The organism is Pseudomonas alliivorans (assembly GCF_017826695.1).
GTDB classification, from domain to species: Bacteria; Pseudomonadota; Gammaproteobacteria; order Pseudomonadales; family Pseudomonadaceae; genus Aquipseudomonas; species Aquipseudomonas alliivorans.
The window spans coordinates 41,305-57,187 of sequence record NZ_JAFFZW010000011.1; the positions used below are offsets into that span (position 1 = coordinate 41,305).

The 15,883-nt window shown below is 61.2% G+C and carries 11 protein-coding genes, 1 tRNA gene and 2 pseudogenes; 7 read left to right on the top strand and 7 right to left on the bottom strand.

What is annotated here, in order from left to right; all coding sequences use genetic code 11:
- Positions 1 to 120 precede the first annotated feature (120 nt).
- Positions 121 to 196, bottom strand: a tRNA-Asn gene (locus tag JTJ32_RS22780).
- Positions 197 to 369: 173 nt separating this feature from the next.
- On the opposite strand from JTJ32_RS22780, the gene JTJ32_RS22785 reads away from it, so the two are divergent.
- From JTJ32_RS22785 to JTJ32_RS26830, 5 genes and pseudogenes are all read left to right on the top strand, one after another.
- Positions 370 to 1,995 carry an NADP-dependent glyceraldehyde-3-phosphate dehydrogenase gene (locus JTJ32_RS22785; protein ID WP_099226629.1) on the top strand — a complete coding sequence of 542 codons (1,626 nt, stop codon included), beginning with the start codon at positions 370 to 372 and terminating at the stop codon, positions 1,993 to 1,995.
- A 156-nt stretch (positions 1,996 to 2,151) separates the two neighbouring features.
- A complete protein-coding gene (locus JTJ32_RS22790) occupies positions 2,152 to 2,664 on the top strand; it encodes a sigma-70 family RNA polymerase sigma factor (protein ID WP_099226628.1) in 513 nt (170 codons plus the stop codon).
- 121 nt (positions 2,665 to 2,785) lie between these two features.
- Positions 2,786 to 3,781, top strand: a complete 996-nt coding sequence (locus JTJ32_RS22795; protein WP_210043370.1) for a FecR family protein — start codon at positions 2,786 to 2,788, stop codon at positions 3,779 to 3,781.
- Positions 3,782 to 4,193: 412 nt separating this feature from the next.
- Positions 4,194 to 5,063, top strand: a pseudogene (locus JTJ32_RS26825) (HAMP domain-containing protein); the annotation flags it as partial.
- A 315-nt stretch (positions 5,064 to 5,378) separates the two neighbouring features.
- A pseudogene (locus JTJ32_RS26830) lies at positions 5,379 to 5,924 on the top strand (methyl-accepting chemotaxis protein); the annotation flags it as partial.
- Between the two features lie 311 nt (positions 5,925 to 6,235).
- On the opposite strand, the gene JTJ32_RS22805 reads toward JTJ32_RS26830, so the two are convergent.
- The 5 genes from JTJ32_RS22805 to JTJ32_RS22825 form a co-directional block, all read right to left on the bottom strand.
- Complete coding sequence (locus JTJ32_RS22805; protein WP_210043465.1) at positions 6,236 to 7,075, bottom strand: energy transducer TonB; 840 nt, start codon at positions 7,073 to 7,075, stop codon at positions 6,236 to 6,238.
- 5 nt (positions 7,076 to 7,080) lie between these two features.
- Positions 7,081 to 7,527, bottom strand: a complete 447-nt coding sequence (gene tolR, locus JTJ32_RS22810) for a protein TolR (protein WP_099226625.1) — start codon at positions 7,525 to 7,527, stop codon at positions 7,081 to 7,083.
- 9 nt (positions 7,528 to 7,536) lie between these two features.
- Complete coding sequence (tolQ, locus tag JTJ32_RS22815) at positions 7,537 to 8,235, bottom strand: protein TolQ (RefSeq protein WP_099226624.1); 699 nt, start codon at positions 8,233 to 8,235, stop codon at positions 7,537 to 7,539.
- Positions 8,236 to 8,322: 87 nt separating this feature from the next.
- Entirely contained in the window at positions 8,323 to 10,245 is a 1,923-nt protein-coding gene (locus JTJ32_RS22820; protein ID WP_210043372.1) for a phytase, read from the bottom strand.
- 63 nt (positions 10,246 to 10,308) lie between these two features.
- On the bottom strand, positions 10,309 to 12,825 hold the full coding sequence (locus JTJ32_RS22825; protein WP_210043373.1) for a TonB-dependent receptor: 2,517 nt from the start codon (positions 12,823 to 12,825) through the stop codon (positions 10,309 to 10,311).
- A gap of 393 nt (positions 12,826 to 13,218) precedes the next feature.
- Here JTJ32_RS22825 and JTJ32_RS22830 point away from each other — a divergent pair, with 393 nt between their 5' ends.
- Positions 13,219 to 14,133: a GGDEF domain-containing protein gene (locus JTJ32_RS22830; RefSeq protein ID WP_184323002.1), complete on the top strand. Its 915-nt coding sequence runs from the start codon at positions 13,219 to 13,221 to the stop codon at positions 14,131 to 14,133.
- Positions 14,134 to 14,141: 8 nt separating this feature from the next.
- A complete protein-coding gene (locus JTJ32_RS22835) occupies positions 14,142 to 15,179 on the top strand; it encodes an AraC family transcriptional regulator ligand-binding domain-containing protein (protein ID WP_210043375.1) in 1,038 nt (345 codons plus the stop codon).
- Here JTJ32_RS22835 and JTJ32_RS22840 read toward each other — a convergent pair.
- Complete coding sequence (locus tag JTJ32_RS22840) at positions 15,166 to 15,882, bottom strand: response regulator transcription factor (RefSeq protein WP_099226619.1); 717 nt, start codon at positions 15,880 to 15,882, stop codon at positions 15,166 to 15,168. The two genes, JTJ32_RS22835 and JTJ32_RS22840, sit on opposite strands and share 14 nt — an antisense overlap.
- Position 15,883 lies beyond the last annotated feature (1 nt).

Below are 15,883 nucleotides of genomic sequence, written 5' to 3' on the forward strand. Positions count from 1 at the left end.
GTGGCGTTACAGGTAGTCTTCGTAGTGGACAACGGTACAAAACAGGCACAAACAAAAAACCCGCCAGTCAGGCGGGTTTTTTGAGTGATTCCAAAGACTTGGTTTCTTTGGAATCTTGTATGGCTCCACGACCTGGACTCGAACCAGGGACCCAGTGATTAACAGTCACTTGCTCTACCAACTGAGCTATCGCGGAATGAGCGCTATGTTACTGATTCGCAAAACGAAGTCAAGCGAGCGGCTGAAATTTTTTCACTGAAAGTCCGATGAAAGAACGCTCGCTCGTCGTGAGACGGGTTCATTTGCGCGTCACAGGTGGCGTAGTGTATTGGCCCTTGACCTGACGCAACCATTTTCGAGGTAAAGCCGATGCCCTTGAATAGCCATCTTGAAACGCTATTCCCCACTGCCGATGACATTCCGGAGCAGTACCGCCCAGGCCCGCCCATCGAGCAACGCGACTATCTGGTCGATGGCAAGCTGCAGACCTGGAACGGCCCATTGGCGCCGGTGCGCAGCCCGGTGTGCATCAGAAGCAGCACCGGTCTTGAACCGATGATTCTGGGCAGCACGCCCTTGCTCGACGCGGCGACCGCGATGACGGCACTCGACGCTGCGGTCAGCGCCTGGGACAGGGGCCAGGGTCGCTGGCCGACGATGCGCGTTGCCGAGCGTATTCAGCATGTCGAGGCGTTTCTCAAGCGCATGCGTGAGCAGCGCACGGCAGTGGTCAACCTGCTGATGTGGGAGATCGGCAAGAACCTCAAGGACTCGGAAAAAGAGTTCGATCGCACCTGCGATTACATCGTCGATACCATCAACGCGTTGAAGGAACTCGACCGCCGCTCAAGTCGCTTCGAGCTGGAACAGGACACGCTCGGGCAGATCCGCCGCGTGCCGCTGGGTGTCACGTTGTGCATGGGGCCTTACAACTATCCGCTGAACGAGACGTTCACCACGCTGATTCCCGCGCTGATCATGGGCAATACCGTGGTGTTCAAACCGGCCAAGTTCGGCGTACTGCTGATCCGTCCGCTGCTTGAGGCGTTTCGTGACAGCTTTCCGGCCGGGGTTATCAATGTGATCTATGGCAGCGGTCGCGACACGGTGAGCGCGCTGATGGCCAGCGGCATGATCGACGTGTTCGCCTTCATCGGCACCAATAAGGCCGCCAGTGACCTGAAAAAACTCCATCCGCGCCCTCACCGCCTCCGCGCGGCTCTGGGTCTGGATGCGAAGAACCCCGGCATCGTCCTGCCTGATGTGGACTTGGACAACGCCGTCAGCGAAGCGGTTACCGGCTCGTTGTCCTTCAACGGCCAGCGCTGCACGGCCCTGAAAATCTTCTTCGTACATGAAGACGTGGTCGAAAGCTTTCTCAAGAAATTCCAGGAGAAGCTGGCACAGCTCAAACCCGGTATGCCCTGGGAGCCCGGTGTCTCGCTGACACCGCTGCCCGAGCCGGGCAAGACCGATTACCTGCAAGGGTTGGTGGCCGACGCACTCGGCAAAGGCGCAAAGATCATCAATAACAACGGTGCGCAGGTCAGCGAATCGTTCTTCCACCCTGCTCTGCTGTATCCGGTTACACCTGAAATGCGCGTCTATCACGAAGAACAATTCGGCCCGGTTGTTCCCGTCGTGCCTTACCGCGACCTGAACAGCGTGATTGATTACGTACTGGATTCAGATTTCGGCCAGCAGTTGAGCATCTTCGGCAACGACTCGGCGCAAGTTGGACGGCTGGTGGACGCGTTCGCCAATCAGGTCGGCCGGATCAACCTCAACGCCCAGTGCCAGCGCGGCCCGGACAAATACCCGTTCAACGGACGCAAGAACTCGGCAGAAGGCACCCTGTCGGTTCACGACGCGCTACGGGTGTTCTCGATCCGCACGCTGGTGGCGACGAAGTTTCAAGAGAGCAACAAGCAACTGGTCAGTGACATCATTCGCAACCGCGAGTCGAGCTTTCTGACCACCGATTATATTTTCTGAAACCTTGAAACCCGCGGGTGCAGCCCATGCCGCGCCCGCGACTCAAGGGTTAACGACCACAGATCGCATTTGATAACGATTATCGAAAACAGGTAGCATGCGTGTTTCCGGGCAGGACATATCGCTTCTTCCCCTACGAAACGAGCATCAACCCCCGTGGATTCGTCCGCCAGCAAACTCGACCTCTATCTCGCGCACCGTTCGGCACTGGTGGACTACGCCACGCCGATCGTGGGTTGCCGTGCGCGTGCCGAAGATGTCGTTCAGGAAGCCTGGCTGCGATTCAACGGACGCCAGGACCAGAGCCTGTCGATCAACAATCCGGTCGGCTACCTGTATCGCATCGTACGAAATCTTTCGCTGGACGTTACGCGCAGCATGTCCACTGAAAAGCGGCAGCCCGACAGCGACGCCGTTCTGGCCGAGCTGCCTGCTGTCACCGCATCGCCCGAGCAGGAAGTGGTGGGCCGGGACGAGCTGCAACAGGTCGCTGATGCGCTGGGGCGTCTGCCGGAGCGCACGCGCATGGCATTCGAGATGCACCGCCTGGGTGGTTATACCCTGCAGCAGGTGGCCAGTGCGCTGGGCATCTCGGTCGGTCTGACTCATCAACTGGTACACGACGCCCTGAGCCACTGCGCAGCCTGGCTGGATCGCGGCAATGATTGATCCACGCGAAGAAAACACTCAAAAGAATCTGAAAAAATCCGGCAGCCATCCGTCTTTTGCTGAAGGGCGCGATCCTGTGCGACCCTTGCCTCCCTTTTCTGCCGCTGGAGCCTTGTCGGACATGCCGCAAGCCGAAACTCGCCAGGCCCGTCTGGACATTGCTCTGGACTGGCTGATGCGTGCCCGACAGGCACCCGACGACGCTCGCCTGCACGCCGATATGCAGCAGTGGCTGGACGCTGACCCCGAAAACGCCGAGGCCCTGCGCAAGGCGGAGCGGGTCTGGCAATTGACCGGCCAGCTCACGCCGGGCACTGCGCACAAATGGCCAGCCATTCCAGACGCCAGCGAATCACCCGTGCCGAAAGCACCGATGACGGCGCGCCCTCGACGGCGCAGAACCCTGAGCTGGGCGGTTGGCGGCGCCCTCGCCGCCTGTCTGGTGATCGCCCTGAACCCGACGCTCAGCGCACGCCTTCAAGCCGACTTCGCCACCGCCAGCAACGAACGTCGCGAAGTCCAGTTGCCTGACGGCAGCCGGGCCACGCTGGACCGTGACAGCGCTATTGCGGCGGACTTTTCCGGTGCGCGCCGAAATATCCGGCTGCTGCGGGGTCAGGCTTTTTTTGAGGTCCAGCCCGATCGCAGCAAACCGTTCAATGTTCAGGTCCAGAATCTGGACGTCACAGTAACCGGTACCGCGTTCAACGTGGATCTGGAGTCGAGGACCATTGAAGTGGCCGTCCGGCACGGCTCGGTCAGGGTGAGCGAACGCGACACGCAGCGCCTGCTCAACCCCGGCTTGATGGCAGGGCAGCGTCTGGACGTTGACCGCTACAGCGGACAGGCCCGACTGCTGGCCCAGCCCGCCAGTCGTGTTGCCATCTGGCGTGATAACCAGTTGATCGCCGACAACGCCCGCCTCGGCGACATGGTGGACGAACTGCAGCGCTATTTGCCCGGCAAGGTCTGGCTCAAGGACCCGCAACTCGCCGAACTGCGCATCACTGGCGTCTATGACACCCGTAACCCGCAAGCCGCCTTGCAGGCGATGGCGCAACCCCACGGCGCACATGTCGAAAGCTGGACGCCCTGGCTCCAAGTGCTGACCCGATAAACCCACACCCGCCTGTACACCGCCAACGATTGCCGGACCGGTCGTCGACAGACCGGAATGTGGCGCTTTCACCCTCTCAAGAACTGCCGCGCGAAGCCGACACCTCGGCATCACAGCCCCCCTCTCACGCGCAGGTATAAGAATAATGGCCACGCTCAAGACCGTTCAGGCACGCTACACCGCTACATTCGTGGGATTCATGGCGCTGGTCATCCTCCTGACCGTTTACGGGATCAACCAGTTCGTGACGCCCAGGCTCACGGCCAACGATGAAAACATGCTGACCGTGAAGGCAGCCGACATCAGTAACGAGATCAAGACCGAGCTGGCCCGTGTTCAGGCACAGGCTCGCGTGATCACCGAGATCGTTCCGCAACTGTCCAGCGATGACATTGACCGGTTGCTGCCCTTCATGGTCAACCAGTACGGCGAGGCCAAGGTCTTCGGTGGCGGTATCTGGCCGTTGCCCGAAGTCCGTACACCGGGCCGCGCCAAGCACAGCACCTTTTACCATCGCGACGCGTCCGGCAAGCTGATCGTCAATACCCACTGGAACTCGCCTGAATCGCTCAATTATTTCGAGCAGGGCTGGCACAAGGGTGGCCTGAGTTCACCTGCCGGTCAGTGCGCCTGGGCCCCGGCCTATCAGGACGCAGCCAGCCCCGAGCCGCGCACCAACTGCGCGATGGCAATCAACAAGGATGGCAAGCCGTGGGGCGTATCGACCATCGACGTGACGCTGGGCTTCTTCAACAAGCTGGTCGAAGCCAAGGAGCGGGAAGTCAACGGCCGGATCATGATCATCGAAGCCGATGGCAAGATCCTGTCCAACGTGCCGGGCAGCAATGACAAGATCGTGCTGCGCAACATCTCCGAACTGGCAGGACAATCGCCATTCATCAACGGCATCAAGTCCGCGCTGACGCTCAAGAGCGGTGGCACCACCCGCCTGACCTACGAGAACAGCGACGGCGAAGAATCGACCCTGTTCCTCATGCCGGTCGCCGGCACGCCCTGGCTGCTGGCCGTCTCGCAGAACACCGCACTGCTGAAGACCCAGAGCGAAACAGTCCTCAAGACCCTGGCCTGGCTGCAGATTCCGATGGTGCTGGTCCTGCTGGTGCTGATGATCGTTGCTCTCGGCGCGCTGATGAAGCGCCTCGCAGTACTCAAGACCAATATCGATACGCTGTCGGCCGGTGACGCTGACCTGACGCGTCGTATTGCAGTGAAAGGCCACGATGAAGTCGATCAGGTGGGTGAGTCGGTCAACCGCTTCATCGCTTACCTGCAACGCATGATGGTCGAAGTCAGCTCCTCGACCAGCGACATCGCCACGGGCATCGAACAACTGCGCAGCCAGGCAGGCGCGACCAACGCGATTCTGGTGCGTCATGCCAACGAGACCGATCAGGCAGTGACTGCAATCACCGAGATGTCTTCCACCGCTGATGAAGTGGCGCGCAGCGCCGCCCAGACCGCCAGTTTCACGCAGTCTGCCAACGAGAACGCGCAGGTCTCCAAGACCGTGGTCTCCGACGCTTCGGACAGCGTGAATGCGCTGATCAGCGAAGTGGATTCGGCCACCAGCAAAGTGCAGTCGATGGAACAGGACGCCAAGCGCATCAATGCCGTGCTGGCGGTGATCGGCGAAATCGCCGGACAGACCAACCTGCTGGCGCTCAACGCCGCCATTGAGGCCGCGCGCGCGGGCGAACAGGGCCGTGGCTTCGCCGTTGTCGCCGACGAAGTGCGCGCCCTCGCCGCCCGTACCCAGGCCAGCACCTCGGAAATCAACGAGATGCTCGGCAGCCTGCAACAAGGCGTCAGCGCTGCCGTTGCGGCCATGGAAAAAACCCGTCAGAGCTGTCAGGCCACGGCGGGTAAGACCACGGCCGTCACCGCCGGGCTGGATGACATGACCAGTTCGGTTCTGCGCATCAACGACCTCAGCACCCAAATCGCCACGGCGGCCGAAGAGCAGAGCGCGGTGTCCGAAGAGATCAGCCGCAACATCATCGCGGTGAAACACATTGTCGAAGAACTGGTTGAAGGCGGCTCAAGCAATGAACGCAGCACAGCCGCGCTGGCCGAGTCCAATACGCGACTGATTGCGCTGGTCAGACGCTTCAAGGTGAGTTGATCCAGAGCAAGCCCGGGTGTTTCGTGAACAGGCGAAACACTCCGGGCCCATGCTGATATCTGACCTGTAACCGGCGCTGTCTCGCTGCGAACACCGTACTGGGACAGTCGGCTTGCCGGCGATGCGATTGTCCTGACACACCGCGCCGCCCTCAGCGCGGGCGAGCCGCCTCCCACAAAAATCGCATCTATTCAGTCGCCTAGAGTTTTTCTGTAGCGCTGTCTGGCAGCGAACGAATATCTGTGGGAGGCGGCTTGCCGGCGATGCTGTCGACGCGGTGTCAACGGTATTGCCGCATTTACGCCGCTCTCTCACTTGATCCGATAATGAAACGTGTTCTTCACGTCTGACACCGTCACCGGCTTGCCGTCGACGATGCGTGGCTGATAGCGAAACGTTTCGGCAGCCGCCACTGACGGGCGCATGAACAGTGGATGGCAGGCGCCCTGCACTTGCGGGTTGACGACGCGACCCTGGGGCGAGACGTCGTAGACCACGGTGCAATCACCTTCGATGCCTTTGTCCAGCGCACGTTCGGGGTAGTCCGGCGCTTCCTTGCTCAAGGGCTGGTACTGACTGTTATCGGTCGCGGCCGCCTGTTGTGACTGCCGGGCGCGCTCAACAGCCTGCCGGGTCTGTTCGGCCTGCTGACGCTGCTGTTCGGCGAGGCGCTGTTGGTTCTGCGCCTGTTGTTGCTCGGCCAGTTTCTGTTGCTCGACGGCCCTTTTCTGCTGCTCGTTACGGCGCCGTTCGAGGTCACGCTTCTGCTCCTCGACCCGCTTGCGCGCCAATGCAGCCTGCTCGACCTGCCGCGCCTGACGCTGCGTGTCCGGCTGCGGCACGGGTACGTCGACGGGTTTCGAAATCGGTTCAGGCTCAGCAACCGGTACCGCTGCCTGAACAGGTTCAACGACCGGCTCGGGCGATGGCGCGACAGGTGCAGGTGCAGGTGGCAGAATCAGCAACTGGGTGGTCAGGGTTTTCACCGGTTCCGGCAGTTTCTGCTCGGCAACCCAGCCTTGCATCAGCGCCGCCAGCACGACGCCGTGCAGGGCCAGTGCAATCGCGACCGCCAGCCCATGGCTGCGTAACCGGGGCCTGTTCAAGGTCTCGGGCCGGAAGTCAGTCCAGTGAAAGGGCATCGAGGTCATGGCAGTCATTGCGGCGCCTCTGTGACCAGCCCCAACTGCGTGACGCCACTGTGTTGCAAGGCTGCCATGGCCGCGACCACACGCCCGTAATCGGCCTTGTCATCGGCGCGAATGAACACTTGAGTGTCCGGTCGCTCGGTCACCAGTTGTGCGATACGTCCCTGCATGTCTTCAAGGCTGGCGGCAGTGTCGGTCTGCGCATGGGTGTCAACGGTGTCGCCCAGATTCCAGTAGTACCCCCCCTCTGCCTTGACCGACAGGGTCACGATGCGCTGTTTGGTATCGCTGGCGAGTGCTTCACTCGCGACCCTGGGCAGCTCGATCTTCACGCCCTGCGTCAGCATCGGCGCGGTGACCATGAAGATCACCAGCAGCACCAGCATCACGTCGATATAGGGCACCACGTTCATTTCGGCTTTAGGGCCGTGTTTGCGTTGCGGTTTGACCAGCATGGCAAGTCCTCAGGCCGCAGCGGCCATGTTGCGTGGCGTGGCCTGCAGAATGCGGTTCAGGCGCACCTGCAATTCGTTGCCGAAGCTGTAGTAACGGGCTGCCAGCGTATGGCCACGCGCGGCAAAGCGGTTGTAGGCGATGACCGCAGGAATCGCTGCAAACAGGCCGATGGCGGTCGCGATCAAGGCTTCGGCGATGCCGGGGGCGACGGTGGACAGCGTGGCCTGCTGCACCTGCGAAAGGCCGATGAAGGCGTTCATGATCCCCCAGACCGTGCCGAACAGACCGATGTAAGGACTGACCGAGCCGACCGTGGCGAGAAACTGCAGGCCTTTTTCCAGCTGCAATTCCTGTTCGCTGATCGCCACCTGCAAGGAACGCTCGACGCCCGACAAAATGGCTTCCGGTTCGGCACCGGGACGCTGCTTGAGCTGAACGTACTCAGCATACCCGGCGCGAAACACTTGGCCGACGCCATCGTCCTGATCCTGCTCGGCATACAACGGAGCCAGATCGGCCTCACTGCGAAAACGTGCTTGAAAACGGTCCAGCGTGCGCTCGTAATGGCGCAACGCAAGGCTGCGCTGAACGATCAGGTACCAGCTGAGCAGCGAAGCCAGCAGCAGGGTCAGCATCACCGCCTTGACCAGCAGGCTGGCGTCGCTGATCAGGCTCCACAGGGTCATGTGTTCCAGGGTTGCGTGCATCGGTCTTTCCTCGTCTTGCAGTGCCGTCCGGTTGCGGTCGGCACGCGGGATGAATCGACTGTCTATCACCGTTCGATGACAAACGACTTACGGCAGCGACAGGGTTTTCACCACATCGGCCCACGGGACGAATTTGAAGTTCTGCGCCTGCTCGGGCATGCGCTTGCGACCGTCCTGTACCACCAGCATGCCGCGGCTCCAGGCTCCGCCCAGGTTGGCGGATGTCACTTCGATGCCGTCGGTTTCAGAGCTGCCATCGATCCCGGCCTGAGCATTTAGCCCGACCCGAAACGCGCCGCGCAGGGCATACGGCGGCTCGGCATCGACCACCACGTAGCTGTCGTTGCCCTGGCTGGACATCACCAGATAGTCGTGCTGTTCGCTCTGGTAGAACGCCAGCCCCTCGACATCGGCGTGCAGCACGTCACCCACTTTGATCACGCTGGACAGGGTCGCCGGCTGATCGGCGCGGGCGTCCACTTCCCAGACGCCCACGTCTTCCTCACCGAGATACAGGCGTTGACGCTGGTCGTCGGCCACGCAGCCTTCCGGCTGCGTCTCGACCTTGAAACGACGCACCAGGTCCCCCTGCGCCTTGCCGTTCGGCGCACTCAGGCGGTACTGCAGAAAGCTGCCGTCCTTGCCGTTGGCGAAGGCGTACAGCTCGCCATTGGCAGGCTTGAACAGGCAGACACCGTAGATTTCCGTCAGTGGTGTCGGGATCTCGCCCGCTTCACGCAGTTCGCCGGTGGTTCGGTCAATGCTGAACAGACTCAGGCTGTTGCGATCACGATTGCTCGCCACCGCCAGATCGACATTGCGCTGGCCAAGCATGAAGCCGGAGCGCACATCGACGTTGTTCAGGCGTCCTACCGGCAATGACTGCAACTGTTTGCCTGTGAGGTCATACACCAGCAGGCCCTGTTTCTTGTTGGTACCCAGCACGCGACTCAATGCCGGTTTCTGTGGATGAACCCAGATCGCCGGGTCATCGGCGGCATCGCCCTGGCGTGCGACCGGCTGGGTCTGCGCGAGCGGCAACACGCCGGGCAAGGCTGCCTGGACGGGAACCGGTGTCGGCGTCCAACCCAGCGTGCCCTGATACAGCCGCTCGCCATCGTTGTCATTGACCAGCAGCTGCAGGCCGTCCTTGCCCTGATTCACCGACAGCCCTTCGGGCTTTTTCAGGGTCATCAGCGACAGTTCGCCAGCCGACGTCCAGCCCTGCGCGTGCTGCTGATAGAGGTGCAGCGCCTTGCCCCTGGGGTCCAGCGCCAGCAGGCCGCCGGGCACGATCGCCATGGCACCTGCGGCCTGTTTTACATCGCCGAACGGCTCCCGCAACGCCACCGGCTGGCGCGCGACGTGGGCTTCGGGATGCGCTGGATAGGCCCACCAACCGATGTTCTGCTCGTTGACGTACAACTGATGCGCCGCGTCGTCTACCTGACAGAACTCGGCATTGGGGGGCAGCGGCAAATGGCGCACCAGACGCGGCGCGTCATTGAGCTGATCGCCCGCTCCTACCAGCCACTGCTCGCCCTTACCCTCCTCGCCGACCAGAAACACGAACAGGTTGCCGGCCTCGTCGCGATACAGGCACAGACCGGCGACCGAATAGTCGCGGACCGGTACATACACCGGCTTTGACCAGCCGTGCCGGTCAGCATCGAGTCGGGTCAGCATCGCCTGTTGCCGGGCATTGTCCAGCGTCGCGACCAGTAGCTGTGAACCCGAGACGCGGCTGTCCAGTCCCTGAAAGGAGCCTGGCAATTGCGCGAGTTGCTTTCCCTGTGCATCAAGCACTAACAGACCGCTCTTTACACTCGCTGCCAGACGCTGCGTCCCGTCGCTGCCCGGCACAAAGGCCAGTGACTGCGCCTTGAATGGCTGATTTTCGGCCCAGCGCGTCAGGTTCAGGTCCAGGGGTGACGAGGCCTGCGCAGTCGAAGCCATCAGACCCGAGAGCAACGCAAGGCACAGGGTCTTGGGTAATACCGAAATCATCATCAACGGTCGAATCCTTGAATGAGTCCGTGCGACCGCCCCGCCACAACGGCGCGATCGCCTTGATCAGAAGTGGGTAAAGGTCAGGCCGACCTTGTAAGTCGGGCCGTACTCTTCGTACTGGCCGTTGTAGGCGCGATGACCGCTGTATACGAAGTACGGCTGGTCGGTGAGGTTCTGCGCCTCGAAGCTGACCTTGAGGTTCTTGGTCAGCGAATAGCGGGCGCTGAAATCGACGAAGGTTTGCGCATCGACGTACTGGTCGTGGTCCTTGTCGCCAATCGCGGCGAGTTCGTAGAGGTAGGACGATTTGTAGTTGGCCGACAGACGCAGACTGAGCTTGTCGTCCTCCCAGCCGAGCATGACGTTACCAACGGTTTTCGACTGGCTCGGCAGGTCGATATCGCGCTTGCGGTTGGTGCCCGAACTCTGGTCGAAACCGTTGATGCTGGCATCGGAGCGGCTCAGGGTGGCGTTTGCGCCCAGCAGCAACCCATTCCAGGGCGCAGGCAACCAGTCGAGCTTCTGTGAGTACGCCAGCTCCAGCCCGTACAGCTTGGCCTTGTCGCCATTGGCGAAGGTGTTGGCTTCGGAGAAATTCGCCCACTGACCCGTACCCGCCAGGTCTGTGTTGTAGACAAAGTTCTGAATGTCCTTGTAGAACACGAACGCCGAGACCGTACCGGCACGGCCCATGAAGTGCTCGATACCCAGGTCCAGGTTGCTGGATTCCAGCGGCTTGAGTTGCGGATTGCCAAACGACGCCTCGTCGTCATCGATTACGAAACCCGGCGCCAACTGACCGAAAGTGGGGCGTACCACGGTCTTGGTCCACGCTGCGCGCACCTGCGTGTTCTTGTCCACCTGATAACGCGCATGCAGGCCGGGCAACCAGTGGTGATAACGGCGTTCGGTGTCGCTGGTTTCGAAATGCCCGTCGCGCACGCCGGTGCCTTTGGCGTTCATCTCGGTGCCTTCGTAGCGCAGCCCTGCGATGAAGCGCCACTTGTCGACATCCAGCGTATTCATGAAATAACCGGCGTTGATGTCTTCGCTGATGTCGAAGTCGTTGGCGCGGGATTCAGCCGGGTCGTAAGCGGTGGCGGCATCGAGCCCGCCAATCAGCCCTTTGACTGCACGGGGGCTGATACCGCTGCCGAAGTTGCCCAGCCGGTAGTCGATGTTGCCCTTCTGAAATTGCGTCAGGTTCAGTTGGTTGTCACTGATGCCCTGATCGTCGAAGTCCTGATATTTCCAGACTTCCAGGTCGTTGGTCTTGTCGCGGCGACTGACTTTGCCACCGAACTTGAATTGCGAGGCGTAGCCGCTGAAATCGTAGTCGCGGGCCAGGTCCAGACGCAGGTTCTTTTCCGTGTCCTTGGTGTACTGCCTTTCCCAATCGACCTTGTCCAGGGTGAAGTTGGAATTGTCGTAGAAGGCTGAGCTGACAATGGGCCGTGGCTTATCGCGGTCATAGAAACCGCTGTCCGAAAAGTCGTCGTTGCCGGTAAAGGTCGCCCCGGCGATATGACCCGGACTGTCCTCACTGGATTCGCTGTAACCGGCCTGACCGCTGAGGGTCCAGAGCCCGAGCATGCGTTCACCACCGAACACATAGGATTGAATTTCCTGGGTTTCGGTACGCGCCTTCAACTTGCGCGTGCCTTCGGCATCGCCGGTCTGGCCTGCGGCCTGTGCATCGGAGAATTCGAAACCATTGGTGGTGCGGACTTCATCGTCCTTGAAGCGGCTGTACAGCGTGCGCAGGTAATACTTGCTCACGTCGTCAGGCTTGTAATCGAAGTTCAGGCCGCCACCGGCACGCTCGCGACTGATGTCGTAATCGCGCTGCTCGAACTCCTGCAAACGCGCGCCGTCCCACGCACCGCCGGTCTCGACGTTGTCGGAGCCGAAATCGCGCTTCTGCCAGCTCAGCGCAGCCGCCACGCCAAAATTGTCGATGCCGTCACCGAGGCTGAACCGGTTGCTCGCTGCACCGGAAAACTTGGGGCTGGTCTGGCGGGTGTTCTTGTCGTAACTGGCTTCACTGCTGCCGGTGTAGAACAGCCCCTTGTGATCGAATGCCGACAGGCTTTCGACATCCACGGTGCCGCCCAGCGAGTTGGCGTCCATGTCGGGTGTCAGGGTCTTGATCACCGACAGCGATTGCACCAGCTCGGCCGGCAGCACGTCCAGCGCCACGGCGCGGCGACCGCTTTCCGGGGCGGGTACCAGCGTGCCGTTGATGGTCACACTGTTCAGGTCCGGCGCCAGGCCGCGCACGGTCACAAACCGTCCTTCGCCCTGATCGCGCTCGACGCTGATGCCGGGCAGACGCTGCACCGCTTCGGCGACGTTCTGATCAGGCAACTGCGCCACGCCGTCGGCATGTACCACGCTCTTGATGCTGTCGGAACTGCGCTGTTCCTTGAGCGCGTTGTCGATGCTTGCCGCCTGCCCCACCACCTGAACATGCTCAGTGGCGTCCGCTTCGGCGGCCTGCAACCGCTCACCGGCAATCGCCAGTGCCAGCCCGCTGAAGGTAAAGCCAACCAGTTGAGCCCTGCTGCGGCGCATGTACATGTGAGTCCTCCCCAGAATTCCCGACGGGCCAGGCAAATTGGCCCGGCAACTGGAGGCGCAAGCTAGAGTTGTGCAATGACGGTTCTGTGACAGGTACGGCGCAGTGCCGCTCGAAAGGCCGCTTTTGAGGGGGGACTCATCAGGAAATGAGCTGATATGACTTCGCTGTGGGGTCCGGCCAACGCCGGGCGCTTCCTTTCCGAGGATCATGAGAAGGCCATCAGGCCTTGAAAGCGCGGCATTCCGGGGTGACGGCGTGCAGGCTTTGACCACGAAAGATGGCAACAGGCGTGAGCTGATTCGACCCTGACCGACGTGTGTCACTCGTCACGCAAGTGTCATGCGCTTCTGTTTTGCTGGCCGACTATCAGCACTTCAGGAGCGCCACTGGCCATGTTCAGGATTATCCAACCCCACCGCTGGAAGCTCGCTGTCCTGCTGATTGCCTCCAATCTCGGCTTGCTGGCGTTCCTGGCCTTCGGCGACATCAAGTATTTCAGCGAATGGAAGTGGCTGGACATCATCGGAGAAGGCGGTTCGGCGCTGCTGTCGCTGGTCTGGTTGTTTCTGGTGTTCAAGAGCCGCCCGGCAGGACGGGTCACCAACTACCTGTCGATCGGTCTGAGCTGCGTGTTTTTCTCGTGGTGGATCGACGCACTGGATGAATTCATCCGCCTGCCGAGCGAGATCGAGTGGGATCACTGGCTGGAGTCCGGGCCGATGCCGGTGGGCCTGATCCTGCTGACCATCGGTATCTACCACTGGCATCGGGAACAACTGGCGATCAGCGCGCAGATGGAAAAACGTGAACGCGGCTTCCGTGAGCATCGGCTGTACGACAAGCTCACGCCGCTGGGCAGCGCGGATTACTTGAAGCGCCAATTAGTGTTGAGCCTTGAGCAGAGCGTGACCGAACAGCAGCCCTTGTCGCTGATGGCCGTGGACATCGACAGCTTCAGCGCAATAAATAATGCCTACGGCCATGCCGAGGGCGACGAGGTGCTGTCGGCACTCAGCCATCTACTGGTACTGAATCTGCGGCGTCAGGATCTGCTCTGTCGCCTGGCGGGCGACCGCTTCGTGGTGCTGCTGCCCAATACCGGCGAGAGCCAGGCAAAACTGCTGGCCCTGGAGCTGCAACAGGCAGTCGCCAGCCTGGCGCACAAGACCCGGCAACAGGGCGAGCGGCTTCAGCTGTCGGCCAGTGTCGCGGTGGTCATGGCCATCAATGAAACGCCGGACAACCTGCTGCGGCGCCTGAACCTGTCGCTGGCCCGAGCCAGACGTCCAATGCCGCGCACCGCCTGAGGCCTGCTGTGACCATCAAAAGCGATTGGTACGAAGCCGACAGCCGCTTCATCCCGGGCCACTATCAGCCTGCCACGCTGATCGATCTGGCACTGTCGCGCGGGCTGGACAGTCATCGTCTGCTCAGGGGCACCGGCCTGTTTTACGAGGACATTCTGGCGGGCAATACGCGCTTGAGCCCGCAACAATGCTTTGTCCTGATTGGCAACGCGCAGCGGCAAATGGAGGCTGACGACACCAGTTTCCTGTTCGGCCAGCGGCTGTTTCCAGGCCACTACGGCGCCGCGAGCCACGCCCTGCGCCATGCGCAGAACCTGCATCAGGCACTGGAGATCGTGATTCATCAGCGCGCCCTGCTCAGCCCGCTGCTGACCCTTCGACTGGCGCTGGACGAGCATTTCGCCTACGTGTACTGGCTCGATAACTGCGGTGCAGGAGAACAGCAAGTGTTTCTGCTGGAAGCGGCCATGACGTCGATGGTCGCCATGAGTCAGCAGTTGAGCGGTGAACGTCTGCCGTGGGAATGCAGCTTCAGTCATCCGGAGCCGCGTTATGTCGAGCAGTACTGGGTGCATCTGGGCGAAAACACGGTGTTCGAACGGCCGCTGGACATGATGCGTCTGCCCCGGCACTACCTGACGCGACCATGGCCTGGCGCTTCGCCCATCGCAGCGCAGGTCGCCCAGCGGGAAGCCGCGACACAGCTCGCCGCGCTGGGCATGTCCGCCAGTCTTCTGGACCGGCTGCACCAACACCTGACCGACACGGTACGCGACGCCACCAGTCTGGAACAGGTCGCGCAGACCTTCGCCATGAGTCCGGCCACCCTCAAGCGCAAGCTGCACAAGCACGGCACCTGCTTTCAGGCCCGGCACGACCTGGCGCGCAAGCATGTCGCGCTGTACCTGTATCAGATCAAGGGTATGAGCAACGAGGCAGTGGCCGAGTACCTGAACTTCAATGACCCGGCGAATTTTCGGCGTGCGTTCAAGCGCTGGACCGGCAGCACACCCACACTGATCCAGCGCCTGTTCAGTTTCGACTGAGCGGGCGTCTGCCTGGCAGATCGCCAAGAACCCGTTGCTCGCAGAGTTTGTAGCCCAGCCCATGGGCGGTGTGCAGCAGCGGTGTGTCGAACTCTTTGTCCAGTACCCGTCTGAGCGTGTGGATGTTGCTGCGCAGGCTGTCGCTCTTCGGCGCATCGCGGCCCCACAGCACTTCCTCCAGCTCGGCCCGTTTGACGATGTGCGGGCTTTTGCGCATCAGCAATTCCAACAGCTTCATGTTGGTCGGGTTGAGCTTAAGAGGCACGCCGCGCCGCGAGACTTCCAGCGTATCGAGATCGAACACCAGATCAGCCACCACCATCTGACGGTTGTCCTTGCGCTGCCTGCGCCCGACGACGGCCTCGACCCTGGCCAGCACCTCGGACATCGCGAAGGGTTTGGTGATGTAATCATCCGCCCCGACCTTGAAGCCGATAAGGCGGTCTTCCAGCTCATCGCGTGCGCTAAGCATGACGATGGCGACTTCCGACTGTGAGTATTGACGCAAGCTGCGACATATCTGGTTGCCGTCGATGCCGGGCAGCATGATGTCGAGAATGATCGCGTCGAAACGCTTCGACGCTGCCAGATGCAGCCCGCTCAGACCATCCAGCGCGCCTTCGACTGCGTGTCCTCTCAGTTCGAAAAACTCCAGCAGGTTGTCGTGAATATCACGGTGATCCTCAATGACCAGAATGTTCATG

Coding starts and splice junctions, on each gene's coding strand:
- JTJ32_RS22785 (WP_099226629.1), top strand. CDS start 370: ATGCCCTTGAATAGCCATCTTGAAACGCTATTCCCCACTGCCGATGAC.
- JTJ32_RS22795 (WP_210043370.1), top strand. CDS start 2,786: ATGCCGCAAGCCGAAACTCGCCAGGCCCGTCTGGACATTGCTCTGGAC.
- JTJ32_RS22805 (WP_210043465.1), bottom strand. CDS start 7,075: ATGACCTCGATGCCCTTTCACTGGACTGACTTCCGGCCCGAGACCTTG.
- tolR (WP_099226625.1), bottom strand. CDS start 7,527: ATGCTGGTCAAACCGCAACGCAAACACGGCCCTAAAGCCGAAATGAAC.
- tolQ (WP_099226624.1), bottom strand. CDS start 8,235: ATGCACGCAACCCTGGAACACATGACCCTGTGGAGCCTGATCAGCGAC.
- JTJ32_RS22820 (WP_210043372.1), bottom strand. CDS start 10,245: ATGATGATTTCGGTATTACCCAAGACCCTGTGCCTTGCGTTGCTCTCG.
- JTJ32_RS22825 (WP_210043373.1), bottom strand. CDS start 12,825: ATGTACATGCGCCGCAGCAGGGCTCAACTGGTTGGCTTTACCTTCAGC.
- JTJ32_RS22830 (WP_184323002.1), top strand. CDS start 13,219: ATGTTCAGGATTATCCAACCCCACCGCTGGAAGCTCGCTGTCCTGCTG.
- JTJ32_RS22840 (WP_099226619.1), bottom strand. CDS start 15,882: ATGAACATTCTGGTCATTGAGGATCACCGTGATATTCACGACAACCTG.